The 26,116-nt window shown below is 72.1% G+C and carries 27 protein-coding genes and 1 pseudogene; 13 read left to right on the top strand and 15 right to left on the bottom strand.

The annotated features are described in order from the left end of the window. The first annotated feature begins 28 nt into the window (after positions 1–28). The 3 genes from OG985_RS34220 (at position 29) to OG985_RS34210 (ending at position 3,115) form a co-directional block, all read left to right on the top strand. Complete coding sequence (locus OG985_RS34220) at positions 29–817, top strand: DUF2293 domain-containing protein (protein WP_371672225.1); 789 nt, start codon at positions 29–31, stop codon at positions 815–817. A 139-nt stretch (positions 818–956) separates the two neighbouring features. Further along, positions 957–1,436 (top strand): DUF1772 domain-containing protein, encoded by a 480-nt coding sequence (locus OG985_RS34215; RefSeq protein WP_371672224.1) that lies wholly within the window; start codon positions 957–959, stop codon positions 1,434–1,436. Between the two features lie 191 nt (positions 1,437–1,627). Beyond that, complete coding sequence (locus OG985_RS34210; RefSeq protein ID WP_371672223.1) at positions 1,628–3,115, top strand: glutamate synthase subunit beta; 1,488 nt, start codon at positions 1,628–1,630, stop codon at positions 3,113–3,115. Positions 3,116–3,298: 183 nt separating this feature from the next. On the opposite strand, the gene OG985_RS34205 is transcribed toward OG985_RS34210, so the two are convergent. Further along, the gene (locus tag OG985_RS34205) at positions 3,299–3,850 is read right to left on the bottom strand and encodes a carboxymuconolactone decarboxylase family protein (RefSeq protein ID WP_371672222.1); all 552 of its coding nucleotides are present in this window, start codon (positions 3,848–3,850) and stop codon (positions 3,299–3,301) included. 46 nt (positions 3,851–3,896) lie between these two features. On the opposite strand from OG985_RS34205, the gene OG985_RS34200 reads away from it, so the two are divergent. Next, complete coding sequence (locus OG985_RS34200) at positions 3,897–5,453, top strand: PLP-dependent aminotransferase family protein (RefSeq protein WP_371672221.1); 1,557 nt, start codon at positions 3,897–3,899, stop codon at positions 5,451–5,453. Positions 5,454–5,490: 37 nt separating this feature from the next. Here OG985_RS34200 and OG985_RS34195 read toward each other — a convergent pair whose 3' ends face one another. The 3 genes from OG985_RS34195 to OG985_RS34185 form a co-directional block, all read right to left on the bottom strand. Next, positions 5,491–6,294, bottom strand: coding sequence for an SAM-dependent methyltransferase (locus OG985_RS34195; RefSeq protein WP_371672220.1), 804 nt, complete (start codon positions 6,292–6,294; stop codon positions 5,491–5,493). Between the two features lie 142 nt (positions 6,295–6,436). Further along, positions 6,437–6,691 (bottom strand): DUF397 domain-containing protein, encoded by a 255-nt coding sequence (locus OG985_RS34190; RefSeq protein ID WP_356047235.1) that lies wholly within the window; start codon positions 6,689–6,691, stop codon positions 6,437–6,439. Further along, positions 6,692–7,552 carry a helix-turn-helix transcriptional regulator gene (locus OG985_RS34185; protein ID WP_371672219.1) on the bottom strand — a complete coding sequence of 287 codons (861 nt, stop codon included), beginning with the start codon at positions 7,550–7,552 and terminating at the stop codon, positions 6,692–6,694. Positions 7,553–7,797: 245 nt separating this feature from the next. Between OG985_RS34185 and OG985_RS34180 the strand changes: the two genes are divergently transcribed. The 3 genes from OG985_RS34180 to OG985_RS34170 all read left to right on the top strand — a co-directional run bounded on the left by OG985_RS34180 (position 7,798) and on the right by OG985_RS34170 (position 11,188). Next, positions 7,798–8,454 (top strand): ATP-binding protein, encoded by a 657-nt coding sequence (locus OG985_RS34180; RefSeq protein ID WP_371672218.1) that lies wholly within the window; start codon positions 7,798–7,800, stop codon positions 8,452–8,454. Then, on the top strand, positions 8,451–8,900 hold the full coding sequence (locus OG985_RS34175; RefSeq protein WP_371672217.1) for a hypothetical protein: 450 nt from the start codon (positions 8,451–8,453) through the stop codon (positions 8,898–8,900). The genes OG985_RS34180 and OG985_RS34175 overlap by 4 nt, the downstream gene beginning before the upstream one ends. 476 nt (positions 8,901–9,376) lie before the next feature. Then, entirely contained in the window at positions 9,377–11,188 is a 1,812-nt protein-coding gene (locus OG985_RS34170) for an ABC transporter ATP-binding protein (protein ID WP_371674582.1), read from the top strand. A 24-nt stretch (positions 11,189–11,212) separates the two neighbouring features. Here OG985_RS34170 and OG985_RS34165 read toward each other — a convergent pair whose 3' ends face one another. The 3 genes and pseudogenes from OG985_RS34165 to OG985_RS34155 all read right to left on the bottom strand — a co-directional run. Beyond that, positions 11,213–11,395 carry a hypothetical protein gene (locus tag OG985_RS34165; RefSeq protein WP_371672216.1) on the bottom strand — a complete coding sequence of 61 codons (183 nt, stop codon included), beginning with the start codon at positions 11,393–11,395 and terminating at the stop codon, positions 11,213–11,215. 156 nt (positions 11,396–11,551) lie between these two features. Further along, a complete protein-coding gene (locus tag OG985_RS34160; RefSeq protein ID WP_371672215.1) occupies positions 11,552–12,241 on the bottom strand; it encodes a DUF899 domain-containing protein in 690 nt (229 codons plus the stop codon). Positions 12,242–12,358: 117 nt separating this feature from the next. Further along, positions 12,359–12,787: pseudogene (locus OG985_RS34155) on the bottom strand (amidohydrolase family protein); the annotation flags it as partial. Between the two features lie 148 nt (positions 12,788–12,935). Here OG985_RS34155 and OG985_RS34150 point away from each other — a divergent pair. Further along, positions 12,936–13,886, top strand: a complete 951-nt coding sequence (locus OG985_RS34150; RefSeq protein WP_371672214.1) for an endonuclease/exonuclease/phosphatase family protein — start codon at positions 12,936–12,938, stop codon at positions 13,884–13,886. 139 nt (positions 13,887–14,025) lie between these two features. Here OG985_RS34150 and OG985_RS34145 read toward each other — a convergent pair whose 3' ends face one another. After that, complete coding sequence (locus tag OG985_RS34145; protein WP_371672213.1) at positions 14,026–15,906, bottom strand: FUSC family protein; 1,881 nt, start codon at positions 15,904–15,906, stop codon at positions 14,026–14,028. 386 nt (positions 15,907–16,292) lie between these two features. Between OG985_RS34145 and OG985_RS34140 the strand changes: the two genes are divergently transcribed. Both OG985_RS34140 and OG985_RS34135 read left to right on the top strand, forming a co-directional pair. Further along, on the top strand, positions 16,293–16,706 hold the full coding sequence (locus OG985_RS34140; protein ID WP_371672212.1) for a RidA family protein: 414 nt from the start codon (positions 16,293–16,295) through the stop codon (positions 16,704–16,706). Beyond that, complete coding sequence (locus OG985_RS34135) at positions 16,703–17,167, top strand: N-acetyltransferase family protein (RefSeq protein ID WP_371672211.1); 465 nt, start codon at positions 16,703–16,705, stop codon at positions 17,165–17,167. Before OG985_RS34140 ends, OG985_RS34135 begins: the two co-directional genes overlap by 4 nt. Before the next feature lie 273 nt (positions 17,168–17,440). Here OG985_RS34135 and OG985_RS34130 read toward each other — a convergent pair whose 3' ends face one another. Together OG985_RS34130 and OG985_RS34125 are read right to left on the bottom strand one after the other, a co-directional pair. Next, the gene (locus OG985_RS34130) at positions 17,441–18,175 is read right to left on the bottom strand and encodes an aspartate/glutamate racemase family protein (protein ID WP_371672210.1); all 735 of its coding nucleotides are present in this window, start codon (positions 18,173–18,175) and stop codon (positions 17,441–17,443) included. 5 nt (positions 18,176–18,180) lie between these two features. Next, positions 18,181–19,656 carry an NCS1 family nucleobase:cation symporter-1 gene (locus OG985_RS34125; protein WP_371672209.1) on the bottom strand — a complete coding sequence of 492 codons (1,476 nt, stop codon included), beginning with the start codon at positions 19,654–19,656 and terminating at the stop codon, positions 18,181–18,183. Between the two features lie 153 nt (positions 19,657–19,809). On the opposite strand from OG985_RS34125, the gene OG985_RS34120 reads away from it, so the two are divergent. Continuing rightward, the gene (locus tag OG985_RS34120; protein ID WP_371672208.1) at positions 19,810–20,520 is read left to right on the top strand and encodes a GntR family transcriptional regulator; all 711 of its coding nucleotides are present in this window, start codon (positions 19,810–19,812) and stop codon (positions 20,518–20,520) included. Here OG985_RS34120 and pip read toward each other — a convergent pair. Together pip and OG985_RS34110 are read right to left on the bottom strand one after the other, a co-directional pair. Beyond that, the gene (gene pip, locus OG985_RS34115) at positions 20,517–21,515 is read right to left on the bottom strand and encodes a prolyl aminopeptidase (RefSeq protein ID WP_371672207.1); all 999 of its coding nucleotides are present in this window, start codon (positions 21,513–21,515) and stop codon (positions 20,517–20,519) included. The two genes, OG985_RS34120 and pip, sit on opposite strands and share 4 nt — an antisense overlap. Before the next feature lie 18 nt (positions 21,516–21,533). After that, positions 21,534–22,250 carry a uracil-DNA glycosylase gene (locus OG985_RS34110; protein ID WP_371672206.1) on the bottom strand — a complete coding sequence of 239 codons (717 nt, stop codon included), beginning with the start codon at positions 22,248–22,250 and terminating at the stop codon, positions 21,534–21,536. A 133-nt stretch (positions 22,251–22,383) separates the two neighbouring features. Here OG985_RS34110 and OG985_RS34105 point away from each other — a divergent pair, with 133 nt between their 5' ends. Then, positions 22,384–23,076, top strand: a complete 693-nt coding sequence (locus OG985_RS34105; protein WP_371672205.1) for an RNA-binding S4 domain-containing protein — start codon at positions 22,384–22,386, stop codon at positions 23,074–23,076. Positions 23,077–23,315: 239 nt separating this feature from the next. Here the strand turns inward: OG985_RS34105 and OG985_RS34100 are convergent, their stop codons facing one another. From OG985_RS34100 to OG985_RS34090, 3 genes are all read right to left on the bottom strand, one after another. Beyond that, positions 23,316–23,792, bottom strand: coding sequence for a DoxX family protein (locus OG985_RS34100; protein ID WP_371672204.1), 477 nt, complete (start codon positions 23,790–23,792; stop codon positions 23,316–23,318). Positions 23,793–23,900: 108 nt separating this feature from the next. After that, positions 23,901–24,611 carry a class I SAM-dependent methyltransferase gene (locus OG985_RS34095; protein WP_371672203.1) on the bottom strand — a complete coding sequence of 237 codons (711 nt, stop codon included), beginning with the start codon at positions 24,609–24,611 and terminating at the stop codon, positions 23,901–23,903. A 208-nt stretch (positions 24,612–24,819) separates the two neighbouring features. Beyond that, positions 24,820–25,719 (bottom strand): acyltransferase domain-containing protein, encoded by a 900-nt coding sequence (locus tag OG985_RS34090; RefSeq protein ID WP_371672202.1) that lies wholly within the window; start codon positions 25,717–25,719, stop codon positions 24,820–24,822. A gap of 87 nt (positions 25,720–25,806) precedes the next feature. Between OG985_RS34090 and OG985_RS34085 the strand changes: the two genes are divergently transcribed. Beyond that, positions 25,807–26,103, top strand: a complete 297-nt coding sequence (locus tag OG985_RS34085; RefSeq protein WP_371672201.1) for a DUF6343 family protein — start codon at positions 25,807–25,809, stop codon at positions 26,101–26,103. The last annotated feature ends 13 nt before the right edge of the window (positions 26,104–26,116 follow it).

Raw genomic sequence — 26,116 nt, 5'->3', positions numbered from 1 at the left:
AAGCCGCGTCACGGGGAAGGGAGCAGGTATGGCTCCGCTCTCAACTCCCCCACCGCACAGCGGGCTTCTCGTGGTGCAGCCTCTCAGGAGACGGCACTGCGCGGAGTGCGGCGGCGGACCGTTGACGATGCTCGTGCTCGAAAACGGGGCGCCGCGATGTCTGGACTGTGCCGACCTCGGGCACCTCGTGTTCGTGCCGCGAGGCGACACGGCGCTGACGCGGAGGTCGCGGGAGGAAAGCGCGCTGTCGGCAGTGGTGGTGCGGTTCAACCGGCGCCGGAGCAGGTACGAGCGGCAGGGCGTCCTGGTCGAGGAGGCGGGGCTCGCCCGGGCCGAGCAGCGGTGCCTCGAGGACACGGAGGCGCGACGGCGGCGCCGGGTCCGCGACGCTCGGCGGCGGGCAGCCGAGGACGTGCGGTTCACGGACGCGTTCGCGGCGGAGATACGACGCCTCTTCCCCCTCTGCCCGGAGGGCCGGGCGCGGGAGATCGCCGCACACGCCTCGGTGCGGGGCAGCGGGCGGGTGGGCCGGAGTGCGGCGGGGCGGGCGCTGTCCGAGGGGGCGGTGACCTCGGCGGTCGTGGCGTCCGTACGGCATGTGGACACGCCGTACGACGGCCTGCTGATGAGCGGGGTGCCGCGGCACGAGGCACGGCGGCGGATCGCGGCGTCCGTGGAACGGGTGCTGCGGGTATGGCGGCCCACGCCGGCCGGGACGGACAGGGCGACGGGGGCGGAGTGGGACGGGAAGGCCGGGGCGGAGGTCGATGGAAGGGCGGGGGCAGGAACGGTCGGTCGTCGGGCGGCGAGCCGGTGAGGGCGACCGCGCCCTGGACTTTCGCGCATGTCCCCGCGCGGATGGCCCATGGTCGTCGTCCGCGTGCGGGACTTCACTGGTCGTGACGGGTGGTGGTGGCCGGGCGGGGACCTGGCCCGACAAGGGAGTTGGTGCCGGCGTGATCGATGGACCGTACTTCGTACTGACAGTGCTGGGTGTGCTCGGGACCGGACTCGTGGCCGGGGTGTTCTGCGGGTTCTCGACCTTCGTGATGAGGGGGCTGGCCGCGCTGCCGCCGGCGCAGGGGGTCGCCGCGATGAACGCGATCAACGCAGCCGCGGTGCGACCGCCGTTCATGGTCGTGTTCGTCGGGGCGGCGGCGGTGTGCGCGGTGATCGCCGTGGTGACGTTCGTGCTGTGGCCGGACGAGGGAGCGGTGGAGCTGATAGTGGGCAGCGTGTCGTATCTCTTCGGCTCCTTCGCGTTGACCAGGGCAGCGAACGTGCCGCGCAACGACGAGTTGCTCGGGCTGGCTCCCGGTGGCGCGGAGGCGGCCGCGTACTGGCCGACATATGTGCGCGAGTGGACCATGTGGAACCACGTCCGCACCGTGGCCTCGGCGGTCGCGGCGGTGGCGTACGTGCTGGCCCTCACCTGAGCAACCGCTTTCCCTCCCCTGCGAGCCCTCTGGGCCGCAACCCGGGCCAAGCCCGGGACTCGCCTGAGAACGCGTCCGGAGAAACGGCTGTCCCTCACTCTGCGTGGCTGGCCGACGGGACGTATCGTGGCCGAAAGAGTGCCGCCCGATGACGCACGGCCCCGTCGCACGCGGACGCAAGGAACACGGCCATGGCCGATCCCAAGGGATTCATGACCACGCCCCGGCAGGACCGGCCGCGCAGGCCGGTGGAGGAGCGGGTCCGGGACTGGGACGAGGTGTACGTCCCCGGGGCGCTGCTGCCCATCGTCACCGAGCAGGCCGACCGCTGCATGGACTGCGGCATTCCCTTCTGCCACGACGCCTGCCCGCTCGGCAATCTGATCCCCGACTGGAACGACCTCGTCTCGCGGGACGACTGGCGGGCGGCTGCCGACCGGCTGCACGCGACGAACAACTTCCCGGAGTTCACGGGTCGCCTGTGCCCGGCACCGTGCGAGGCGGGGTGTGTTCTGGCCATCAACCAGCCGGCGGTCACCATCAAGAACGTCGAAGTCGCGATCTCGGATCGCGCCTGGGAGCTGGGCTTCGCGGCGCCGCAGCCACCGGACCGGCTGTCCGGGCGGACGGTAGCGGTGATCGGGTCGGGGCCCACCGGTCTGGCCGCGGCACAGCAGCTGACCCGGGCCGGGCACACGGTCGCCGTGTACGAGAAGGACGACCGGCTGGGCGGCCTGATGAGGTACGGCATCCCCGCGTTCAAGATGGAGAAACGGCACCTGGATCGGCGGCTGGAGCAGATGCGGGCCGAGGGGACCAAGTTCCGTACGTCGACGGTCGTCGGGCGGGACGTCGGTGCGGCGGAACTGCGGGCCCGCTACGACTCCGTGGTGATCGCCACCGGGGCGACCGCCTGGCGCGAACTTCCCGTGCCGGGGCGGGAGTTGACCGGAATCCACCAGGCGATGGAGTACCTGCCGCTGGCCAACCGGGTGTGCGAGGGCGACCTGGCGTCGTCTCCGATGTCCGCCGCCGGGAAGCACGTCGTCATCGTCGGCGGCGGCGACACCGGGGCCGACTGCCTGGGCACCGCGGTGCGCGAGGGCCCCGCGTCCGTGACCCAGCTGGACATCTACGCCCAGCCGGACGCCGAGCGTGACGAGGACACCGAGCCCTGGCCGACGTACCCGAAGATCTACCGGCTCTCGCCGGCGCACGAGGAGGCGCGCGACCTGCGCAGCGCGCCGGCGGCCAACGCCGACGCGCGGCTGTTCGCGGCGTCCACGCTCCGCTTCACCGGCGACACCGACGGGCGGGTGCGCTCGCTGCACCTCGTCGAGGTGGACGCGGCGCGCCGCCCCGTGCCGGGCAGCGGGCGGACGCTCCCCGCCGATCTCGTACTGCTCGCCCTCGGCTTCTCCGGGCCCGACCGTGGGGACGGCCTGATCGACCAGTTGGGGCTGGAACTCGACCCGCGCGGCACGATCGCACGCAACGCCGACTTCGCGACCAACGTGCCCGGGGTGTTCGCCGCGGGCGATGCCGCCCGAGGGCAGTCGCTGATCGTGTGGGCGATCGCGGAGGGACGGGCGGTGGCGGCGGCCGTCGACCGCGGGCTGACGGGCAGTTCGCGGTTGCCGGCGCCGATCGGGCCGTACGACCGCCCGATGGCCGTGTAATCCGGCCGCGCGTCGGAGTCGGCCTGGGCCGGGTCGCGACAGTTGGCGTCGGATAAGCGGACGGCGTCCGGTGCATCGCAAGGCGGAGGACGGCCCGCGTTCCGGGCGTACGCGGGTCGTGCGACAACGCGGCGAGGTGCCGTGCCGGGCGTCGCCCGCCCGACGGGAATTCGACGACCCTAGCTAGCGCCGGGAGTCCGTCCCCGCGCGCTTTCCCGTGGACAGCGCCACCCGGTTCCAGGTGTTGATCGTGAAGATCAGGGCCAGGACGTGGGCCAGTTCCTGTTCGTCGAAGTGGGCCGCGGCCTGTGCGTAGACGGCGTCCGGGACGCCGCCGTCGGCGACCAACGTGACCGCTTCGGTGAGGGCCAGGGCCGCCTGTTCCCGCTCGGAGAAGAAGTGCCGGGCCTCACGCCACACGGCGACCATGTGCAGCCGGTCCTCGCTCTCGCCCGCCTTCCGGGCGTCGTTGGTGTGCATGTGGAGGCAGTACGCGCAGTGGTTGAGGTGCGAGGCGCGGATCTGGATCAGTTCGACGAGGGCCGGGTCCAGGCCCTCGCGGGCGGCGGCGTCGAAACCGACGAGGGCGCGGAAGACCTTCGGGGCCGACTTCGCGAAGTCGATGCGACTCGTCCCGGCGTGGCCCTCGTCGACGCGGCCGTTCCGGGCCTCGAACTCGGTCTCGTTCGCGGTCTCATTCGCGGCGGAGGAAACGCTTGTCGTGTTCGTCGTCATGCCCCTAACCTACGTGCCACAAAGACCGCCTGTAGGGTGCATTTTCATGGCGGAATCGTGGGTCAATTCAGCGGAGCGCATCGGCGCTGACCTGCACCTGGAACTGTCCGGACCGGGCGGACGGCGCGCCGCGCTGATCCGGGCGCTGCGCGAGGCCGTACGCGGCGGGCGGCTCGCACCCGGCACCCGGCTGCCGCCGTACCGCTCGCTCGCCGCCGACCTCGGCATCGCCCGCAACACGGTGGCCGACGCGTACGCGGAGCTCGTCGCGGAGGGCTGGCTCACCGCCCGGCAGGGCGCGGGCACCCGGGTCGCCGAGCGCGCCGAGCCCCTGCGGACGACCGCCCGCGGGCCCAGAAAAGCACCCTCACGCGCGCGTGGACCACGGCACGATCTGCGGCAGGGCACCCCGGACGCGTCGTCGTTCCCGCGGGCGGCCTGGCTGGCCTCCTATCGGCGGGCCCTCCAGCGGGCGCCCGACGAGGTGTTCGGGCCCGGTGATCCCGCAGGCCGCGTCGAGCTCAGGGAGGCACTGACGGAGTATCTGGCACGCGCGCGTGGCGTACGGACCGACCCCGCCCGGATCGTGATCTGCACCGGCTTCGGCCACGCCCTGCGGCTGCTCTTCGGCCCCCACAGGAGGTCCGGAGGCGGCGCCCCAGGAGGTGTCGGAGGCGGGTCAGAAGGTGGCGCCCGAGGCAGTGCCGGGGGTAGTGCCCGAGGTAGCGCCCAAGGCGGTGTTCGAGGCGCGAGTGCGGCCGGGTCCGGGACCGGGAACGCCGTGCTGCGTGGTCCGCTCGCCGTGGAGGCGTACGGGCTCGGCTTCCACCGGGACCTGCTCGCGGCGTCCGGCGTGCGGACCGTGCCCCTCCCCCTCGACGAACAGGGGGCGCGAGTAGACCGGTTGGGGCGGGAACGGGCCGTACTGCTCACTCCCGCGCACCAGTTCCCCACCGGCGGTCCGCTGCACGCCGAGCGCCGGGCAGCGGTGATCGACTGGGCACGCGCGCGTGGCGGGGTGGTTCTGGAGGACGACTACGACGGGGAGTTCCGCTACGACCGCAAGCCGGTCGGCGCCGTCCAGGGCCTCGACCCCGAGCGGGTGATCCACATCGGCTCGGTCAGCAAGAGCCTGTCGCCCGCGCTGCGGCTGGGCTGGATGGTGCTGCCCGAGCGGTACGTCGACGACGTGCTCGCGGCCAAGGGCGAGCGGGAGGCGTGGTCGAGCGTTCTCGACCAGCTGAGCCTGGCCGACTTCATCGCCGGCGGGTCGTACGACCGTCATGTGCGGCGGATGCGACAGCGTTACCGCAGCCGCCGGGACCGCCTGGTCGCGGCGCTTGCCGCGCGTGCGCCGCGGGTGGAGGTCACCGGCGTCGCGGCCGGGCTGCACGCGGTGCTGCGGCTGCCGCCGGGCACCGAGCGGGCCACGGTCGAGGCCGCCGTCCGGCAGGGCGTCGCCCTGGACGGACTCGCCGGGTTCCGCCACCCGGAGACGGACATGGCCGCGCCGGACGGCCTGGTGGTGGGCTACGCGACGCCCTCGGAAGCCGCGTACGGGGCGGCGCTCGACGCGCTGTGCGGGGTGCTGCCGACACGCTGAGGCAGCACCCCTGTGCGGCGGCGCCGGCTCGCGGACCCTACGGCTTCCGCCCCACCGCCCCGTACCCGGGAATGATCCCGTCGTCCTGCCCCGGGACCGGCTCCCCCAGCTCGGGGTGCCACAGCTGCGGTACCTCGACGCCGGGCTCGACGAGGTCGAGGGCGTCGAAGAAGCGGGCGAACTCGCGCCGGGAGCGCAGTGCCAGCGTGACGCCGGCGGCCTTGAGTTTCGCGGTGGCCGCCGCCGACTCCTCGGGGGTGAAGTCCGCGGTCGCGTGGCTCATCACCAGGTAGCTGCCGGAGGGCAGTTCGGACAGCAGCCGGCCGACGAGTTCGTGCGCGCCGTCCTCGTCGGAGACGAAGTGCAGCAGCGCGATCAGCGAGAGGGCCACCGGCCGGCTGAAGTCCAGGACCTTCTTCGCACCGGCGAGGACGGCCTCCGGGGCGCGCACGTCGGCCTGCAGGTACTCGGTCGCCCCCTGGTCCGTGCCCCGCAGCAGGGCGGCCGCGTGGGCGAGCACGATCGGGTCGTTGTCGCAGTAGACGACGCGTGCGTCGGCCGCGACCTCCTGGGCGATCTGGTGGAGGTTCGGCTCGGTCGGGATACCGGTGCCGACGTCCAGGAACTGACGTACCCCGTTCCGGGCCAGCCAGCGTGTGGCCCGGTGCATGAACGCGCGGTTGACGCGCGCCATCACCGGCACCCTGGGATCGAGGGTGAGCATCTGCCGGCCCATCGCCTCGTCGACGGGGTAGTTGTCCTTGCCGCCGAGGTACCAGTCGTACATCCGCGCGGGATGGGGTTTGGTCGTGTCGATCCCGGCGGGGGGCTGCGCGGTCATGAGGAACTCCATAAGGTCATGCCATAGAAAGTAATCAACTCAGCGCCACAAGAAACAAAGTGATGGAACGTCAGGTGAGTGGGGGGAGGGTGAGGGGGGTTGGGGTTGAGGGCGAGGTCGGAGACGGAACGGCAAGCAAGTGTCAGGACAACAGGAAGTCGGCCGCACCCGCCTTCGCGCCCTCGATGAAGGCCGTCATCTCGTCGGTGGTGTAGATCAGCGCCGGACCGTCCGGGTCCGTCGACTGACGGACGGCGATCCGGCCGTCGGCCAGCTTCATCGCCTCCACGCAGTTCCCGCCGTTACCGCCGCTCCACGGTTTGTGCCAGCCTTCGCTGCCGAGTTCCCGCGCGGGCATCCCGTTGTAGACGGGCAGACGCGGCTTGATGCGATCCATTCACAACTCCTTGCGGAGATCCCGGAGGATCTCCTTCGTGCGATGTGCAGTAGCGGCCTGCGCCGCCATGCGGTCCATGACCTCGAGATGGGTCGCCACCTCCGGGCGCGCGTCGAGATAGACCGCGCCGGTCAGGTACTCGCTGTAGACCATGTCCGGAAGTTCGGGCACGGCGAATCGGAAGAGCACGAAGGGCCCGTACGTGCCGGGATGCGGCCCGTTCTCGAACGGGGCGACCTGCAGGGTCACGTTGGGCAGCTTCGTTGCCTCGAGCAGTTTGTCGATCTGGGCACGCATCACCTCCGGGCCGCCGACCGGGCGGCGCAGCACGGTCTCGTCCATCACGACCCACAGCCTGGGTGCGTCGCGACGGGTGAGCAGTTCCTGGCGTTGCATGCGCAGCGCCACATGGCGCTCGATGTCCTCGGGGCTGGTCTGGCCGATGGCGCCGGACTCCAGGACGCCACGCGCGTAGTCCTCGGTCTGCATCAGCCCGGGGACGAAGTGCGGCTCGTACTCACGGATCAGGGACGCGGCGCCCTCGAGGCTGACGTACATGGAGAACCAGCCGGGCAGCACGTCGTGGAACCGCTGCCACCACCCGGGACGGTTGGCGTCTTCGGCGAGCTGGACGAAGGCCTCCGCCTCGTCGTCGGAGACGCCGTAGGCCTTCAGGAGGAGCTGAAGGTAGGGGATCTTGAGCGCGACCTCGGCCATCTCCATACGACGGACCGTGGCGGGGGCGACCCGGAGGATACGGGCGGCCTCCTCGCGCTTGAGTCCGGCGCTCTCCCGCAGGTCCAGCAGGCGCCGGCCGAGAACGACTTGGCCGACCGTCGGCGCGGACCGCGGTTCGCTCACGCTGCACCTCCACAAAGTCCCTGACGGAAACGACCAAGGGCGAGCCGGCCGACCGCGAAAAGAATCCTGACAGCCCTACGGCGCCATTCGAAGACCTATTCGAAGATCTGTACGAATCTCCGCTGATCCCAACTGGCGCCGCTCGAGGTGCTGTTGCGAGCAGTGTGCCACGGCCCCTCACCGCGTCACACAGCACTCTGCATTTTTCAGAGTGACACTTGCCAAGTGTTCACGACGGGGCGATAGTGGCAAGCGTGATTCCGTCCGCGCCCTTAGGAACAGACGCCGCCGCAGGCCGCCCCCTCGGTCTCGGTGCCGCCGCGGGAGCAGGCCCCGACAGGGCCGCTGCCGAGCGCCGGTTCCGTTTCGAGCTGGCCGCACACCCGGGTTCTCCCGCGCAGGCCAGACGCCTGACAAGGGCACGGCTGACCGGCTGGTCAGTCTGCGAGGACACCTGCGACACGGCGGCCCTCGTGGTCTCCGAGCTGGTCACCAACGCGATAGTGCACACCGCGAGCAACGTCGTCGTCTGCGAGCTGCACGACGGTGACGACCTGGTGCGCATAGCCGTACGGGATCAGGGCTGTGCGCCGGGTGAGCCTCACCCGTCCCCACAACGCCCCGAGGAGGAACAGGGGAGGGGACTGTTTCTCGTCGACGCCCTGTGCCATGCCTGGGGCGCCCAGGAACACGGCCCGGGCCTGCTGGTCTGGGCGGAGCTGCCGCGCAAGGCGGACGCGCCCCGCGAGGACACCGGGCCGCGCAACGACCTGGGCTGGGGTGCCCGCCCGAAGCCCGGTCCGGCCGACGGCTCGGGCGGCGAGGACGAGGCGCGGGAGCACGGCCCGGCGGCCGTCGAGGTCCACCCGCGCGAGCGGGGCCGAGGCTGGGGCGGCGCGTGAGCCGCGCTTCCGGCGCCCAGGTGCTGGCACTGGACACGCTGGTGCGCCTCCGCCGCGGTCTGCACACCCCGGCGGCGCACACCCTCGGCACTCCCCGGCGACTGCCCGTCCCCGACGGTATGACGGCTCCACTGGGCTGCGACGCGGTGGCGACACCCGCGCGCCTCGGCCCGCTGCTGATGCCCAGGCTGCCGCGGGTCGGATGCGTCTACGCCGACGAGGCGCACTGGTGGTGGATCGTTCCGTCCGACTCCGACTACGCCCTGGAGTGGCCGACGCCCGCCCGGTACCTCACCGGAGCGGTCGTCCCCGATGCCCCCGCGGTCCCGCCTCTGATCCACAAACCGGACGGCACGCTTCCCTATACGCCGCCGATACCGCTCTATCTGGCCCTCTGCCGCCTGACGGGCACGACGCCGACCTGGTCGCGGCCGGTCAGCGCGTAGGCCTTGTGCCGACCTGACCGCGGCCGGTCGGCGCGCAGGTCGTATCCCACCGTGTCGCGGCCGGTCAGCGCCTGGTCGTATCGCGCGCGGAACGCACCACGGAGCCCACACCGCGCACCGCGGAGCCCACACCGCGCCGCACCCCGCACCCTCCGCACAGGCGCCCGGCGCGCCCCGGCCCACAGCCGCACCCCGTCGGCCCCATCCGGTCGCCCCACCCCCTTCACCAGGGCGCACGCCCGCGTGCTGTCGTCTCTCCCGCATGCGCTCTGCCCCGGGTCGGCCCGCTCCCGCGATAGTGGCCGTTCGTCCACGATCGGGGGAGGTCGGCGGTGGGGAAGAGTCGCGCCGGGGGAAAGGACGGGGTCACGGCCGGGGTCTCCGAGTCGGAGCGGCTGCTCTTCGGCGGCCCGTTGCGTTACGAGACGGGCTGGAACTCGCACGCGGACGCGTTCCTCGAGCTCAGTTTCCGGGCCATGGTGACCCGGCTGCCCGCCCTGCTGGCGTCCAGCTTCCGGCTGGCCTGGCAGGCCGACCGGGGTGCCGCGCGGACCGTGCTGGCGGCCGAGGCGGGCCGGGGCGCGACCCAGGCGGTGAGTCTGCTCGCGGTCAACAACGTGCTCGGCCGGCTGATCGGCGACGGCGCGATCGAGGATCGGCTGCGCGGTGCGGTTCCCGCGCTGGTCACGATGGCCGCCGTGATGCTGGTCGGCGCGCTGCTGCGGGCCGCGTCGACCTACGCGACCGGGCGCCTGGAACCCAAGGTGGAGCGGGTGGCCACCGAGCTGTATCTGGAGCGGGCCGCGGAGGTCGAACTGGCCGCGATCGAGGACCACGCCTTCCACAAACTGCTGGACACCGCGCAATACGGCGCCTCCTCCGCCCGCCGGATGATCTCGTGCGCCACCCGCGTGGTGAACGCGGCGATCTCCCTGATCGCGGCCGCGGGCGTGCTGACCGTCCTGCACCCGGCGCTGCTCCCGCTGCTGGCGACGATGACCCTGCCCAGCGGCTGGAGCGCGCTGACCATCGCCCGCCGCCGCTACGAGTCCTTCCACGCCTGGGTGCAGCACGCGCGCGCGGGGCGGTTGCTCGGGGCGCTGCTCATCGAGCCGGCGGCGGCACCGGAGATCCGGGTCCACGGCGTGGGCCCGTTCCTGCTGCGGCACTTCCGCTCGATGTCCGAGACGGCGGAGGCCGAGCAGACGCGGCTGGCCCGGCTCGCCGCCCGCACCGGGCTCATCGCGGCGACCTGGACGGGCCTGGCGACGGCGGCGACCTACGCGACGCTGGGCGGACTGCTGCTGACGGGCGCGATGGCACTGTCGGTGGCGGGTACGGCCGTGATCGCCATCCGTACGGGATCCCAGAGCCTCGACACGCTGGTCGTGGAGGTCAACGCGCTGCACGAGGAGGCGCTGTTCGTCGGCGATCTGCAACGGCTGTACGTCGAGGCGGCCGAACGGGCCATTCCGGTGGGCGGCGCCACGCTGCCCGAGGAGCCGAGCGCGATCCGGTTCGAGCACGTCACCTTCAGCTATCCGGGTGACGTGACCCGCCCCGCGCTCGACGACGTGACGCTCGACGTGCCGCTCGGCAAGATCGTCGCGCTGGTCGGCGAGAACGGCTCCGGGAAGACCACGCTGGTGAAACTGCTGGCGGGGCTGTACGCGCCCGACAGCGGCCGCATCCTGTGGGACGGCGTGGACGCGGCGACCGCCGACCGGCGGCGGCTCGCCGAACGGGTCGCGATGGTGGCCCAGGACTTCAAGCGCTGGCCGTTCACGGCACGCGTCAACGTCGCGGTCGGCCGCTCCTCGGCGCCACTGACCGACGAGCGGGTGGGCGACGCGGTCGCGGAGGCGGGGGCCGAGGAGGTGCTCGCCGATCTGCCGCGCGGCCTGGACACCCTGCTGGCCCGCGACTTCAGCGGCGGGCACGAGCTGTCGGGCGGTCAGTGGCAGCGGCTCGGCATCGCCCGGGCCGCGTACCGGCGCGGCCGCGTCCTGATCGTGGACGAGCCGACGGCGGCTCTGGACGCGCGGGCCGAGCTGGAGGTCTTCGAGAAGATCCGGGCCCTGTCGGGTACCGGGCAGACGGTCATCCTCATCACCCACCGGCTGGCGTCGGTGCGCCACGCGGACCTGGTGCACGTGCTCGAACAGGGCCGGCTGGTGGAGTCCGGGACGCCCGACGAGCTGCTCGCCACCGGCGGCGTCTACGCGGAGCTGTACTCACTGCAGGCGGATCAGTTCACGACGAAGGTGCCGGCCCCGAAGGCGGGCTGACACCGGCGTTCCCGCGTCCCGCGCTCATGCGGAGGCGTCGGCCGCCTCCCCGCCGCGGACGATCACCAGGAACATATCCGTCGCCAGGTCCATGACGACCTCGGCGGACAGGCCCTCCAGACGCCGAGACTGCGCGAACTCCTCCGCCGGCCACGAACCACGCGGCCCGCCGGCGGGAAAGCGCTCAAGCACCGTTCGCCCGTTCACCCTGTCACCTCCATGTAGCGCTGCACTCAAGCAGTTAAACGCCAACCATGGCGTGAACGGCTCGGGAAGTGACGGTACTGAGACGTAGTTGACACTCGTTCACCGCAGAGTGTGAGGAGTCTCTCCACTTTCGAGCGTTGACTGTCACCTTCCGTATCAGTCCTCGTACTCGTCGTGATAGCGAATCCGCTCGCTTCCCGCAGGCGCCCCGAGAGCCGACGCGCGCCCCACGGGTCGCTCCCACTCCTCCTGCCGTCCCAGCGCGGTCAGGTCCAGGAGGGTCGTGGTCGAGCCCAGTCCGTCGAGGCCGCGCTCGTACGTGGAGTAGGTGTGGAAGACCTGGTCACGGTCGCGCAGGAAGCAGCTGACGCCCGGCCGCTCGACGAGTTCCCCGTCCCGCTCCAGGGTCGCCTCGAAGTCACGGTTGAAGTCACTGCCGTACGACGAGTACCAGGGCAGCGTCCAACCCATCCGCGCCTTGAACGGCAGAAGCCTCGTATACGGCGCCCGGGAGACCGCGGCGAACGACGTGCCGCGCGCCGCCAAATGCGCCAAATGCCCGATCTGGTCAAGGAACGCGGAGCAGCTGCGGCACCCGGCGGCCCATTCCGGCGCGAACATGAAGTGGTATACGACCAGTTGTCCGCGTCCCTCGAACAGGTCGAGCAGCACGGCCTTCCCGTCGCCGCCCTCGAACACGTACTCCTCGTCGACCTCGACCATGGGCAGCCCGCGCCGCTCGGCGTTGAGGGCGTCCCGCGCGCGCGTGGCCGCCTTCTCCCTGAGCAGCAGTTCCTCGCGTGCCGTACGCCACTGTGCGCGCGAGACGATCTCCGGAAGCGACATGAGGGCCCTCCTGTGCAACGGTCCGTTCGTGGTGGTGACCGGCCGGAGGAACGGAACTCATCGCTGTGCCGGCACATTTCTCCGGCCCGGGTCGCCGGCGGCTCAGGCGTCGTACTAGTGGTCCGCGAAGCAGGTGACCCCGCCGCGGATCATCTCGGCGCAGGCCAGCCGCGCCCCCAACTCGACGTCCTTCTCGGTGAGGTTGGACTCGACGGGCCAGACGACGTCGTTGAACCACTCCTCGGTGGGCAGGTCCTCGGCGAGGCCGCGCAGCGCGACCATCGGCGCGTGCGTGTGACAGTTGATCAGACCGGGCAGGGCGACCTGACCGCGGGCGTCGACGCGTTCGACGGCGGCCCGGTGCCGGACCGCGGCGGCGGTCGTCACCGACTCGACGACTCCCTCCCGTACGACGATCGCGGCATCCTCCTCGAACCCGATCCGCTCTTGATCGTCGTGCACGAGGACGGTGCACCCGGTGATGACGAGATCGGCGGGAGACACGGCGGAGGCGTCGGCCGGGGAGGTGGCGGGAGAGTCCGTCATCACGCCAACGTACGGCGGGGTCGTCGGGTCGGGTGACCCGAACCGCGCATCCCGCCGCGGCCCTGTCGCGGCGGTCGGCCGACGGGCACGCTGAGCCCACCACCGCCCGCACCGCCCGCTGCCCGACGGCTTCCGGAAGGAGCCCGGCATGCTTCTCGGCACCTGGAACCTGGAGAACCTCTACCTTCCCGGCGGCCCGTCCGGCCCCGCGGACAAGGCCGCCTACGAGACGAAACTCGCCGCCCTGGCCGCCGTGATCACGGAACTCGACCCGGCGCTGCTCGGCGTGCAGGAGGTCGGGGACCCCGAGGCGCTGCGGGACCTGGCCCAGGCGGTGGGCGGCACCTGGCACATCGCCCTGTCCGAGCAAGCGGACAGCCGGGGCATCCGGGTCGGCTTCCTCGGCCGCGCCCCGATGGAGGTACTGCACGACACCTCGGCGTTCCCGGCGAAGCTGCGCCCGGTCCAGGCGGACGACGCCGGCCTGGAGACGGCTCGGACAGGCCGCGGATTGCTGGCCGTGCTGACCGAGACGGAGGCGGGGCCACTGCGGGTGGCCGTGGCTCATCTCAAGTCGAAGCTGCTGTCGTACCCGAACGGGCGGTTCCAGCCGCGCGACGAGGGCGAGCGGGCCCGGTACGGCGCCTACGCCCTCTACCGGCGGGCGGCCGAGGCGACGGCACTGCGCGCGCTCGCCGACGAACTCCTGGCGGGGAAGGGCAAGGAGCGGGACGTGGCGGTCCTCGGCGACCTGAACGACGAGGTGCAGGCCGCGACCACACAGATCCTGCTCGGCCCGCCCGGCTCCGAGATCGGCACGTCCGGATACGAGCACCCCGACCGGGGTGACGCGATGCGCCTGTGGGACGTGGCCCCGCTCATCCCGGCCGAGCGGCGCTACTCGCGGATCAACTCCGGGCGCCGCGAGCTGATCGACCACATCCTGGCGAGCCATCACCTGGTCCACCGGGTGACGGCGGCGGGAACGGGCCTGCCGGACGACGAGACGCCGCGACTGCCGTCCGTGGGGACCGACCCGGCGGAGCGGCAGGGGGCACCCGGGTCGGACCACGCGCCGGTGTGGGTGCGGGTGGGGTGACGGGGACCGACTCCCACGGGCTCGCCGCCCGCCGCCCGCCGCCCGCCGCCCACCGCCCACCGCCCACCGCAAGGGGTGCCCCACCCGGTGACCAGGTCGCCACCCGGTCCTTGGTCGCCGTTCGGCGACCGGGCCCGTCTCAGCCCGCGAGGGGGATCTCCGGCCTCCGCAGTCCCACCCGCTCCCGGTGACCGGCGAGTTCGGCGAGGAGCGCGGCGAGGCGGCCGGCGTCCTCGGGGGTGAGCCGTCCCGTGTCGTCGAGGTGTACGGCGCAGGCGGTGGTGGTGTCGACGAGCCGTTCGAGGACGGCGGCGACCTCGTCCGCGCCCTCGGCCTGCCGGGCCAGGGCGGGGAGTTCGGCGGCGTTGAGGGAGATGGCGGTACGGGCCTCGGCGAGCGTGCGATAGGCCTCACGGCGGAGGGTCCAGCGGACCGCGCGGTCCTCGGGCCTCCGTACGACCCGGGCGTCGGACTCGCGCAGGACGTGCTCCAGGTACGCCTGCGCCGCGTCCCCGGCCGCGGCCAGCCGGGCGCGCACACCGCCGCCCCGCTGCCCGGGCATCGGCAGATGTCCCACGATCAGCACGATCGCGCAGGCCAGCAGCGTCTCGCCGATCCGGCCCGCCGACGCCTGCGGCTCCCCGCCCACCATCACCAGGGCGAGCACGAGGACGGTGACGACGGCGGTCTGCGCGGCGAAGTGCCGGGTGGCGACGGGAATGAGGGCGCCGCTGACGGCGACGAGTGCGATGAGCCCCTCGGGCCGGGGCAGCACGACGGCGAACCCGGCGAAGACAAGCGCCCCCAGTACGGTCCCCGCGGCCCGGCACAGGACGCGCGAGGCGAGTGGCCCGAGGTCGGGCTTGACGAGGAAGACGGCGGTGGCGGGCAGCCAGTACCAGTGCTCGTGCTGCCCGTACCAGCGGGCGTGGTGCAGGGCCTGGGCGACGGCCGCGCTGGCCCCGAAGCAGAGGGCGACCCGTAGGCCGTACTCCCGTCCGCCGGCCCCGAAGACGGTGCGCAGCAGTGCCCCGGCCGTACGCCTGCGGGTGTGCAGATCGCTGCCCTTGGCGTGGTCGAAGGCCTCGGCGGCGTGCAGCAGGGCGTCGTCCAGGGCGCGCAGGGCGGGTGCGGAGCGGTGGGGTGCGGGCAGTGGTCCGGTGTGCGTGCTGCCGCGCACCGCGGCGGCGAGCCGGCGTGGCCCTTCGGACGCCCGCCCGGTGACCGCCTCCCCTGCCCACGCGAGCGCGGTCGCGGCCTCGGCGAGCGGCAGCGCGGCGGCGTACTGCGCGTGCAGCCGCCGCTCGGCCGCGGAACTCGCGTACCGCCGCAACCGCGGCCCGGCCAGGGCGTCCTGCGCATGGTCGAGCGCGGCGGTGAGTCCGGCGCGGCGCGCGGTCGCCGCCTGCGACCCGGCGGCGTCGAGAAGCTCCGCGACGGCGTCGTACACGGCGGCTACGGCGTCCCGCTCCCCGTCGAACCGGTAGTCGCCGCCGGCCATGGCCCCGGGGGTGGGCAGCAGCAGCCGCAACGCGAGCAGCCACCCGGCCCCGGCGAGGAACGCCAGGGCCCGTTGCCATCCGGGCTCCGGCAACGGCATCCCGGCCCCGATCGCGGAGGCGACGAGCAGCTGGGTACCCGCCCCGGAGGCGACGGTCCCGACCGCGCTGAGACTTCCCGCGACCAGCCCCACGAGGGTGAACAGCACGGTCAGCATCACGGCGTCGGCATGCTGACCGGCATACGTCCCCAGGAGCAGTCCGCCCGCCCCCGCGAGCGCGGGGACACCCAGCCGCTGGACGGAGACCCGCCGGCTGCCGGGCCGGTCGTTGATCCCGGCGAGCATGGCGGCGATCGCGGACACGACGCCGAGTGAGGTCCGGCCGACGAGCACGGCGACGAGAAGCAGCGGCCCGGCGGCCAACGCCCCCCGCAGCACCGCACTCCACGGCACGGGCCCCCGCTGGGCACGAAGCGTGTGGGCGAGCCAGGGCGGAAGCGTCGGAACGTGGCGCGACACGGGACTCCTGTCGTCTCGACGAGGGCGGAAATGAGCCTTCGGGCGACGGCGGCCGGGCTGCGGACTGTGGTGTCCACGGTAGATCGCGTTCCTGGAGGAGATGGGACGGTTGTATTTCGGGGAGGTGACGGTTGCCGGGAGGACCGCGTTCTTTATGAACGCAATGACCGGTCGCGGGGCGGACGAGTGCCAGTTGGCAAGCCATGCACGCTGTCCGCGGCACGGGGCGGTGCCCTCACGCATCAGCTCCACCCTGTCGAACGGCTTCGGGGACCGAGGGCGAACGACCGGGCTGGCGGAGGGGGTACGACGGTGAATTCGGATGCGATCTTCGCGGAGCCCCCGCATGATCGGCGAGATGCTCGGCGCCCACCCAAGGAGACTTCGTGATCCAGCGCGCTACCGCTGCCGCCCTGTTCCCACCGCCCTCCTACTCGCACGCCTCCGTGGTCGAGGCAGGCACGAGACTGGCCTTCCTGGCAGGAGCCGTGCCCCTCGACGCGGACGGCCGGTTGGTCGGTGAAGGCGATCCGGTGCTGCAGGCACAGCAGGTGATCGCCAACCTGCGAGTACAACTACAGACGGTGGGAAGCGACTTGGCGCATGTCGCGGCGACCGACGTGTACGTCGTCAGCAGCGATCCCGCGGTGCTGTCCACCGTCTGGGAAGTCGTCGAGGCCTCGGAGCTCATCGCCGGGCCACATGCGTCGACGCTGGTCGGGGTGGCCTGTCTCGGATATACGGGGCAGTTGGTGGAGATCACCGCGATCGCTGTCGTTCCCGAGGAGGTGGCAGCGTGAGCAGGCCGGCGGCCGTTGTGCTGCGTCGGGCCGGTGCCGCCGACGCCGCCGACGCGGCCGATGTGTGGTTGCGGTCGTTCGACGCCGCGTTGCCGACGGTCGTCAGGCCGCGGTCCGACGACGAGGTGCGGGCCTACTTCCGCGATGTGGTGGTGCCGTCGCGCGAGACGTGGGTGGCCGAGGCGGTGGACGGGGGCCGGGTCGTGGGGCTGATGGTGCTCAACGGCGATCTGCTGTCCCAGCTGTACCTCGCCCCCGAGTGGCGGGGGCGAGGTATCGGTGACCGGTTCGTCGGGCTGGCCAAGGAGCGCAGTCCGCGGGGGCTGAGTCTGTGGACCTTCCAGGTCAACGAGCCCGCCCACCGCTTCTACGAGCGACACGGTTTCGTCGCCGTCGAGCGGACCGACGGCCGCACGAACGAGGAGCGGGAACCGGACGTGCGGTACGTCTGGCAGCCGTAGGACGTGCGGTACGTCTGGCAGCCGTAGGACGGGCTTACGACGGGCGTATGCCGTGGACTCGGCCTGGTGCGATGACCGGCGACGGGCGCACGCCGTGGACTCGGCCTGGTGCGACGACCGGTGAAGGGCGCACGCCGTTAACTCGGCCTGGTGCGGTGACCCGCGGGGGACGCATGTCCTGACCCGGCCCCGATGCGGCTGAGCGGCGACGGGCGGCGCATGGCCTGACTGGGCCCCGATGCGGCTGACCGGCGACGGCGGCGCGGGGTGGTGTCAGTCCGGTCGTGGGCGGCTCCACACCCGCCTCTTCGGCAACGGTTTCGCCAGGCTGCCCGCCCGGCTGGTCGTCAGGCCGAGTGCCACGAGGGACTCCGCCAGCTTCACCGCCGCCGCGACCCCGTCGACGACCGGAAGCCCCAGCTTCTCCCCCACGGTGCGCTGCAGGCCGGTCATTCCGGCGCAGCCGAGCACCAGTACCTCCGCGCCCGCCCGGCAGGCCCGTTCGGCGGCGGCGAGGAACGCCGCCTCGGTGCGGTCCCGGTTCCCCTCGCCGTCCCCGAGGTCGAGGACGCTCAGGCCCGTCCCGACGACGGCGGCGCAGTTGCGGCCCACGCCCGCCGTTTCGAGGCTGTCCTCGATCTGCCCGCACGAGCGTTCCAGCGTGGTGACGACCCCGTACCGCCGCCCCAGCAGGCAGGCGAGGTGTGCCGCGGCCTCCGTGATGTCGACGACCGGCACGTCCACCAGTTCCCGTACACCTTCGCGCCCGTGCTCTCCGAAGCCGGCCATGACGACGGCGTCGTACGACGGTCCGTCGTACGTGCGCAGGGTGTCGAGGACGGCGGCGGCCGACAGGTAGCTGTCGAGCCAGCCCTCCGCGGACTCCGGTCCCCAGCCGGGGGTCAGTCCGGTCACGGTGGTGCCCGGGCCTGCCGCGGCCCGGGCACCTCGTACGATCTCCTCGGTCATCTCCTGCGTGGTGTTGCAGTTGGTGACGACGATCCGCACGTTGCTCAGACCTCCACGGGCTGCTCGGAGACGACCGGCGCGGCGGTCCGCTCGGCGCGGCACAGTGCCGCGTAGGCACCGGCCGCCAGCGCGGTGCCGATGAACCACGAGTACGGCGCCACGTCACTGAACGTCTTCACCAGCGCGAGCACCGCCGCGACCGCCGCCGAGGGCAGGAACGCCCACAGCGCCTTGGGGTTGACGCCGTTGCGGTAGCGGTAGCGGGCACCTGGCCGCGCGTCGAAGAGCTCGTCGACGTCGACGTCACCACGCTTGACCCAGTAGTAGTCGACCATGATCACGCCGAACAGCGGGCCGAGGAAGGCACCGAGGCCGCCGAGGAAGTAGTTCACGACGGTCGGGTTGGAGAACAGGTTCCACGGGGTCACCACCAGCGCGGCCACCGTGCTGATCATGCCGCCGATCCTGAAGGTGATCTTCTGCGGCCAGACGTTGGCCAGGTCGTACGCCGGCGAGACGAAGTTGGCGACGATGTTGACGCCCATGGTGGCCACCGCGAAGGTGAACGCGCCCACCACCAGCACCCACTTGTTGCCGATCTCGGCGACGAGGTAGGCGGGGTCGGTGATCTGCTTGCCGAACACCTCGTAGGCGCCCGCGGTGACGATCACCGACACGATCACGAAGGCCGTCGAGTTGACCGGCAGACCCCAGAAGTTGCCGCGCCGGACGGTCTTGTAGTCGGGTGCGAAGCGGGAGAAGTCGCAGAAGTTGAGCATCAGCGTGCCGTAGGTGGCGAGGATCAGACCTACCGCGCCGAACCACTGCCGCCACTGTTCGCCGACGGAGACCGGGTGCGGGGTCGAGGTCAGCGCGATGGTCCAGTCGGCCTTGGCGAGGATCCAGACGGCGAGCGCGATCATCACGACCCAGATGGCGGGGCCGCAGAAGTCCTGGAACTTCCGGACCGACTCCATGCCCTGACTGATGATCAGCGCCTGGACCAGCCAGAGCGCGACGAAGGACACCCAGCCGAGCGCGTCGAGGCCCAGGAAGGAGCTGTGCGTCCAGGACTCCAGGCCCGGCCAGGCGGCCAGCAGCATCACGTTGACCGCGACGGAGGCGAGGTAGGTCTGGATGCCGTACCACATGATGGCGATGACGGCCCTGATCAGCGCGGGGATGTTGGCGCCCCAGATGCCGAAGGCGATCCGGCTGACGACCGGGAAGGGGACTCCGGTGCGCTGCCCGATGCGGCCCATCATGTTCATCCCGGCATAGATGATCACGAAGCCGACGAGCAGTGAGGTGAAGATCTGCCAGACGTTCATGCCGAGGAAGAGCAGGCCCGCGGCGAAGGTGTAGTTGCCGAGGTTGTGGACGTCGGACATCCACATGGCGAAGAGGTCGAACACCTTCCAGTTGCGCTTGCCCGCGGGCGCGAGGTCTTCGTTGGTGAGGCGGGGGTCGGGGACGAACGCTGCGGTGCCGGTGGCTTCGGCACGGTCGGCGAGGGACACGGGGCCTCCCTGGACGAGGGGACGGAGGAGACTGCTTTCGGGGGCCGTTTGGTATACCAAACTTCCGTCATGGTCCTCCCGTCAACCGTTTCGACCGATGTCACCCCTGTTAACGCTCCGTAAAAGCCGCTCCGAGTCGGCGAAGATGGCCTCATGACGAAGATCGAACCCCTCGGCGCGGTACGCGAACGCGTCCTGGCGGATCTGCGGCGGGAGATCATCGCGGGCCGCCTGCGTCCGGGCGACCGACTCGTCGAGCGGGAGCTCGCCGAGCGCTTCGGGGTCTCCCGGGTCCCGGTCCGCGAGGCGATCCGGGCACTGGTCGCCGAGGGCTTCGTCCACTTCGAGACACCGCGCCGCACGGTCGTACGCCGGCTGACACCCGCCGACGTCAAGGAACTCTTCGAGCTGCGCGAGGCGTTGGAGGTGTACGCGACCGGCCTCGCGGCATCCCGCGCGACCCCGCGGACGCTGGCCGAGCTGCGCGAGCTGCTGGACAGCGCGGCGAGCGCCACCGAGGCCGGGGACGCCGAGGCGATCACGGACGTCAACACCCGCTTCCACGACCGCATCCTGGCCATGGCCGGCAACAGCCTGCTGATCTCGGTCATGGAACCCGTCGACGGCCGCCTGCGCTGGCTCACCCGGCAGAACGAGGAGTGGCCTCAACTCCTCACGGAGCACCAGGAGTTGTACGAGGCGATCGCCTCCGGCGACCCGGACCGCGCCCGCACCCACGCCCTCCGCCACGTACAGGCCAACTACCGGTCGACGGTACGGCACCTGTTCGGGGCAGCGGACCCGGAAGGGAAAGGGGCGGGGGACGGGGACGGAGGGGAATCCGGGGCAGCCGAAGTGCCCTAGCCGCGCCGGGCGTACTTGTCGGTCGCCGCCACCAGCGCCTCGGCCACGCCCGGCGCCCCCGCGTTGTGCCCGGCCTCGTCGATCACCACCAACTCGCTGCCCGGCCAGGCGTGATGGAGCCGCCAGACGACACCGAGGAGGTTGCCGAGGTCGAGACCGCCCTGGACGAGTGTGCCGGGGATGTCCTTCAGCAACGGCGCGTCGCGCAGCACGACACCCCCACGGTCGACACCCCCGTTGTCGCCCTCGCTTCCGCCCTCACTCTCGCCCAGGAAGTGGTCGTTGCCCCAGTAGTGCGTGACGGTGCGGGCGAAGCCCATCCGGAACACCGGGTCCTCATAGCGCGCCACCGACCGCGGCGGGGCCGGCATCATGGCCGTCTCCCAGTCGGTCCAGGCCCGCGCGGCCCGTTCGCGCACCTGGCGATCGGGCGACTCGAGCAGCCGGTTGTAGGCGGCCGCGAGGTTTCCGTCCCGCTCGCCCTCCGGCAGCTCGCCGACGAACCGCTCGAACGCCTCCGGAAAGATCCTCCCCAACCCCCTCGTCAGCAGGGCGACTTCGGCATCCGAGCCGGTCGCGATCCCGGTCAGGACCAGCTCGGAGACGGCCGCGGGATGCGTCTGCGCGTACCGCAGCCCCAGCACCGATCCCCAGGACACTCCCCACACCAGCCACCGTTCGACGTCCAGGTGCCGGCGCAGCAGTTCCAGGTCGGCGATGAGGTGAGCGGTCGTGTTGACGCTCATGTCGGTGTCGTACGCGCTCGCCGGCGGCGTGGAACGACCGGCCCCGCGCTGGTCGAGCAGCACGATCCGGTACGCGGCCGGGTCGAAGAGGCGCGGGAAGTAGGCGTTGGCTCCGGAGCCCGGCCCGCCGTGCAGCACCACCGCGGGCTTGCCGCGCGGATTGCCGCACGTCTCCCAGTACACCTGGTTGCCGTCACCGACGTCGAGCATGCCGTGGTCGTACGGTTCGATCTCCGGATACAAGGTCATCAGCGCACCGTAACGTCCCTACGGCGGTCCGGTCGCCCCGGTTTTCGGCCCGGGCAGTCCCGCCGCTTCCGCCGCCGTACGCAGGACGTCGCGCAGCATCGCGGGCGTGAGCCGGCCGGTGAAGGTGTTGCGCTGGCTTACGTGGAAGCAGCCGAAGAGCTGGAGCCCGTCGAGGGGGACGCGGGCGCCGTGGGCGAAGGCCGGCCGCGGGCGTGGCACTGTCCAGCCCGCCTCGGCGAAGGCGGGCAGGGCCGCCTGCCAGCCGAAGGCGCCGAGCACGACCACCGCCCGCAGTGTGGGCCGCAGCAGCCTCAGCTCCTGCAGGAGCCAGGGCCGGCAGGTGTCCCGCTCCTCGGGGGTGGGCTTGTTGGCGGGCGGGGCGCAGTGCACGGGCGAGGTGACCCGCACGCCGTACAGTTCCAGGCCGTCGCCGGCGCGCACCGAGGTCGGCTGCGAGGCGAGCCCGATGTCGTACAGCGCCTCGTACAGCACGTCTCCGGAGCGGTCGCCGGTGAACATACGGCCCGTGCGGTTGCCGCCGTGGGCGGCGGGGGCGAGGCCGACGATCAGCAGCCTGGCGTCCGACGGGCCGAAGCCCGGCACCGGGCGCCCCCAGTACGTCTCGTCGGCGAAGGCCGCGCGCTTGGTACGGGCCACCTCCTCCCGCCACTCCACGAGCCGGGGGCAGGCGGTGCAACCGCAGAGACGGGCGTCCAGATCCTCCAGGCTGTGCATGCCTCCACCGTAAAGCCGTGCCGGACCTGCCCAGGTCGGCCAAGGCCTGTCCAGGCTGCTCCCAGGACACCTCTCCAGGGGCCGCGAGAAAACCCAGCCGACCCTCACCGCTCCGGGGACTAAAGTCGACGGCATGGCTTCTGAGCACCCGGACCACGACCACGCCGAGGCCGACGGCACGGCCACGGACGCCGAGGCCGACGGCAACGCCACCGGCAGCACCGGCACCGGCACCGGCAAAGCCACGGACGCCGACGGCGGCGACGGCGTGGACGCCAAGGCCGCCGCCGCGGTGGCCGCCGCCGAGGCGGCCGGTCCGCAGCACGGCGAGAGCGTGCGCATCGACAGCTGGGTCTGGTCGGTCCGACTGGTGAAGACCCGCTCCATGGGAGCCACCGCCTGCCGGGGCGGGCATGTGCGCGTGAACGGCGAACGGGTCAAGCCCGCCTACTCCGTGCGCGTCGGCGACGAGGTACGCGTCCGGCAGGAGGGCTGGGAGCGGGTCGTCGTCGTCAAGCGCCTGATCCGCAAGCGGGTCGGCGCTCCGGTGGCCGTGCAGTGCTACGTCGACAACAGTCCCCCGCCCCCGCCGCGCGACGCCGTGGCCCCGGCCGGTATCCGCGACCGCGGCACCGGCCGCCCGACCAAGCGGGACCGCCGCGACATGGAACGCCTCCGAGGGTCAGCGGTACCACCGGGAATGACGGCAGGCCCGGGAACGTCGGGAGGCCCGGGAGCGGCAGGTGGTCCGGGCACACCGGGTAAACCGGGTACGTCCGGCTCGCCAGGTGTCCGGGGAGGCCGCCCCCGGCGCGGAGGCCGATGACCTCCAGGGCACGCGACGAGATACACACGGCGCCGGCGTCCGGCCCGGGCCCTCGGCCCACCGGACGCCACCGTCCTGCGCATCTCGTCACCCCCGCCCTCTCCCCCCTCCCCCCACCCCTCCACCCATCGGCATCGGCACCGGCACCGGCACCAGCACCCGAACAACATCGCTGTCGACGCCACCCTCACCGCGGCCCCCGCCGTGCGGTTTCGCCGGCCGTCCCCACAGGGCACGTGTCACGCCCGGCGCCGTACCAGCCGCAGCAGGTCCTCGTTGTGTCCACGCCGTGCCCAGGCGATGAGGGCGAGCGGCACGATCAGGATGAGCGGGGTCGCCGCGTTCTCCCCGTGGAAGACGGTGAGCTGGACGACGAACGCGCCGACCATCAGCGCGCTCAGCGCCACCGCCGCCACGGACTGCAGCACCGGGACCAACAGGGCGATGGCTCCGGCCAGTTCGAGTGCGCCGATGGTGTACATTCCCGCGCTGCCCCAGCCCATCTCGTCGAAGGCGTCGGCGGCCGAGGGATGCGCGATCAGCTTGGGCAGGGCGCTCGCGATGGCGTAGAAGAGGGCGAGCACCACCTGCAGGCCACGCAGGGCGATGCGGGCCCGTCGACCGCGAGGGGTCGCGGACTCGGCGACGACTGTGCCGGAGCCGCCGCCGGGCAGTGCGGATGCGACGGACGGGACGGGAACGGTGGTCTCGGACATGAGGGTCTCCTGTGTGAAGCGGTCCGTTGTGCTGTCACAGAGATAGACCGGCCCTCGTCACGAAACTCATCGCCGTCCGACGCACCCAGGCACGTCATCCTTCCTCCCTCAGTCCTCCTCCTGGGTTGCGGGAGCCTCGGCCACCGTGGCTGCCGCCCGTACCCATATCCCGTCCTCGGTCAGGTACTTGTCGACTCTCAGGCCCGCCTCCGCCAGCGCGTCCTCGAACTGCTGCCGCGTCAGCGGCCGTACCCGGAACGTCTGCGTCCAGGTCGCGTCCGGGAACACGTACTCCGCGAAAACCGAGTTGACCCCGTCTGCCACCAGCTCGGACGACGCGATGCGCACGATGTAGCCGGAAGGATCGACGCGCTCGCGCGGCAGGTTGGTGTGGTAGTCCGCGCCCTCTCGCTGGATCAGCACCCGGCCGCCGTCCGCGAGGTGTCGCGTGCAGGTGCGCAGCATGCCTCGCCGGACCTCGATGTCGGCGGTGTGCACGAGGAAGGACGCGAGCAGCACGACGTCGAACGTCTCGCCCAGGTCGAGGTCCTCGATCGACGCGTGTACCGTGCGCGCGCCGCGGACGCGCTCCAGCATCTCGGCGGACTCGTCCACCGCGGTGACCGTGAACCCGCGCTCCAGTAACGGGTGGGTCATGCGGCCCACGCCGCAGCCCAGTTCCAGAATGCTCGCTCCCGGCGGGACGGCCGCCGCGATGATGTCGGGCTCCGCCCCGAGGGACAGCCGTGAGTACAGCTCGACCGCGCAGCCGTCCGGTGTGATGGGGCCCGGACCGGTCCCCTGATGTCCCGCTCGCATTTTCAGTTCCATGTCCGTCGAACGGACGGCGTCCGCACGGCCGTTCCCCTTCCGGGCCTGTTCACCCGTTCGATGGACACCGACCCCGGACCGACCGGGCAGCGAGTCGGGCAGGTCCGCGACCCACGCGGTCCGGCAGCTCACCGGTCCCGCAGCTCACCGGTCCCGCGACTCGTGCCGGCCCGCGACGCGTGCGGGCCGGCGGGCCTCACAGCGGAAACCAGCCGTGCCCGATGTACCAGTGGCCCCCGGCCCGCAGGTGGTCCCCCACGGCCCGTTCCACGGTGGTGCGCCGGGGCAGGTCCGGCACGGGCAGCTCCGGGTCGCCGAAGACGTACTGCACCGGTTCGGTGTCGGAAGGCTCCGAGTCCTCGCGGATCACCCGGAACCGTTCCTGGAAGCGGACGATGTTGGTGTGCGCCGGCAGGTACTGCTTGAGCTGCGGGTCGAGCAGCCAGGAGTGGCACACCACGGCCTGGTAGCGCTCCTCCGGATAGTGCAGGGCGAAGAACTCCCGGGCCAGCGCCAGGGAGCGGTCGCAGGCGGCCGGGGACAGCGGGCCGAGGAAGTCGGGGATGTGCACGTTCAGACACGGGTCGCCCGGCTCCACGTCCAGCCCGGCCGCCGTGAGCACGTGGGCCGTCGGCCGGCCGACACGCGAGCGCTCGAACTGCAGCCGCCCCAGCTGGTACAGCTCGCCGCGGAAGTGGTGGGTCAGCCACCACGGGGCCTGCACACCGCCCCGTCCGTGTCGTCTGCGGTGCACGGCGATGTTCCGGCCCAGGTCGGCGAGGGTGCGCCGGGAGACGTCGGCGGGGATGCCGCGCTCCTGGTGGTGGGCGCGGGTGTGCGGCAGCGCCGCGACGAACACGTACACCATGAAGAAGCGCTGCAGCGCGCCTGTCGGCCAGTCGAGCTCGGGCAGGTCGTCCCTGTCCGAGATCTTCCCCATCCCGGCGACGAGCTCGGCGACGGAGTGTTCGAGGAAGCGCCGCAGCTCGGGGTCGTCCCGGACCCGTCGGCTCATACGGACGAGTTCGTCGATGTCCTCGTGCGGTACTCCGAGGTCGAGCAGGACCTCGGCCAGTTCGTCGGCTTCCGGCAGCACGCGGTGATCCCCTCTTCGGACGGCCTGGGCAACGCTTGGAGAACGTCCGCAGCGAAGAGTACGTTGCAGAGAGGAGTGATGACCGCTATGCGTACGGGCAGTGAGCCGAGGACAGCGCGCAGTGCGCTGCGCGCGCGGTTCTGGCTGAGCCTGTGGGGCCTGGTCTGGGCGCTCGCGGGAACCGTGGCCTTCGCCCTCGCAGGACGCCCCGGGTGGGCCGCCGTCTGCGGGCTGCTGTGGCTGGTCGTCACCGTCGACACGGCCGTGATCCTCCGGCACATCCGCCAGGGTCCGCACTACCAGCCGGGCCGCGACATCCCACCGTACGAGCCGGCGGACCGGCGTCCTCCGGTGCGCCGTCCCCCGGAGCACCCGGGTTCCTGACCGGCGCGTGCGC

Source organism: Streptomyces sp. NBC_00289, from assembly GCF_041435115.1.
Taxonomy (GTDB): domain Bacteria; phylum Actinomycetota; class Actinomycetes; order Streptomycetales; family Streptomycetaceae; genus Streptomyces.
The sequence above is the reverse complement of the archived record's forward strand: the minus strand, read 5'-3'. Positions and strand labels throughout refer to the sequence as shown.

Coding starts and splice junctions, on each gene's coding strand:
- pip (WP_371672207.1), bottom strand. CDS start 21,515: ATGACCTTGTATCCGGAGATCGAACCGTACGACCACGGCATGCTCGAC.
- OG985_RS34120 (WP_371672208.1), top strand. CDS start 19,810: ATGACGAAGATCGAACCCCTCGGCGCGGTACGCGAACGCGTCCTGGCG.
- OG985_RS34160 (WP_371672215.1), bottom strand. CDS start 12,241: ATGTCGCTTCCGGAGATCGTCTCGCGCGCACAGTGGCGTACGGCACGC.
- OG985_RS34100 (WP_371672204.1), bottom strand. CDS start 23,792: ATGTCCGAGACCACCGTTCCCGTCCCGTCCGTCGCATCCGCACTGCCC.
- OG985_RS34205 (WP_371672222.1), bottom strand. CDS start 3,850: ATGACGACGAACACGACAAGCGTTTCCTCCGCCGCGAATGAGACCGCG.
- OG985_RS34110 (WP_371672206.1), bottom strand. CDS start 22,250: ATGCACAGCCTGGAGGATCTGGACGCCCGTCTCTGCGGTTGCACCGCC.
- OG985_RS34210 (WP_371672223.1), top strand. CDS start 1,628: ATGGCCGATCCCAAGGGATTCATGACCACGCCCCGGCAGGACCGGCCG.
- OG985_RS34190 (WP_356047235.1), bottom strand. CDS start 6,691: ATGGATCGCATCAAGCCGCGTCTGCCCGTCTACAACGGGATGCCCGCG.
- OG985_RS34105 (WP_371672205.1), top strand. CDS start 22,384: ATGGCTTCTGAGCACCCGGACCACGACCACGCCGAGGCCGACGGCACG.
- OG985_RS34085 (WP_371672201.1), top strand. CDS start 25,807: ATGCGTACGGGCAGTGAGCCGAGGACAGCGCGCAGTGCGCTGCGCGCG.
- OG985_RS34150 (WP_371672214.1), top strand. CDS start 12,936: ATGCTTCTCGGCACCTGGAACCTGGAGAACCTCTACCTTCCCGGCGGC.
- OG985_RS34095 (WP_371672203.1), bottom strand. CDS start 24,611: ATGCGAGCGGGACATCAGGGGACCGGTCCGGGCCCCATCACACCGGAC.
- OG985_RS34200 (WP_371672221.1), top strand. CDS start 3,897: ATGGCGGAATCGTGGGTCAATTCAGCGGAGCGCATCGGCGCTGACCTG.
- OG985_RS34220 (WP_371672225.1), top strand. CDS start 29: ATGGCTCCGCTCTCAACTCCCCCACCGCACAGCGGGCTTCTCGTGGTG.
- OG985_RS34195 (WP_371672220.1), bottom strand. CDS start 6,294: ATGACCGCGCAGCCCCCCGCCGGGATCGACACGACCAAACCCCATCCC.
- OG985_RS34170 (WP_371674582.1), top strand. CDS start 9,377: ATGGTGACCCGGCTGCCCGCCCTGCTGGCGTCCAGCTTCCGGCTGGCC.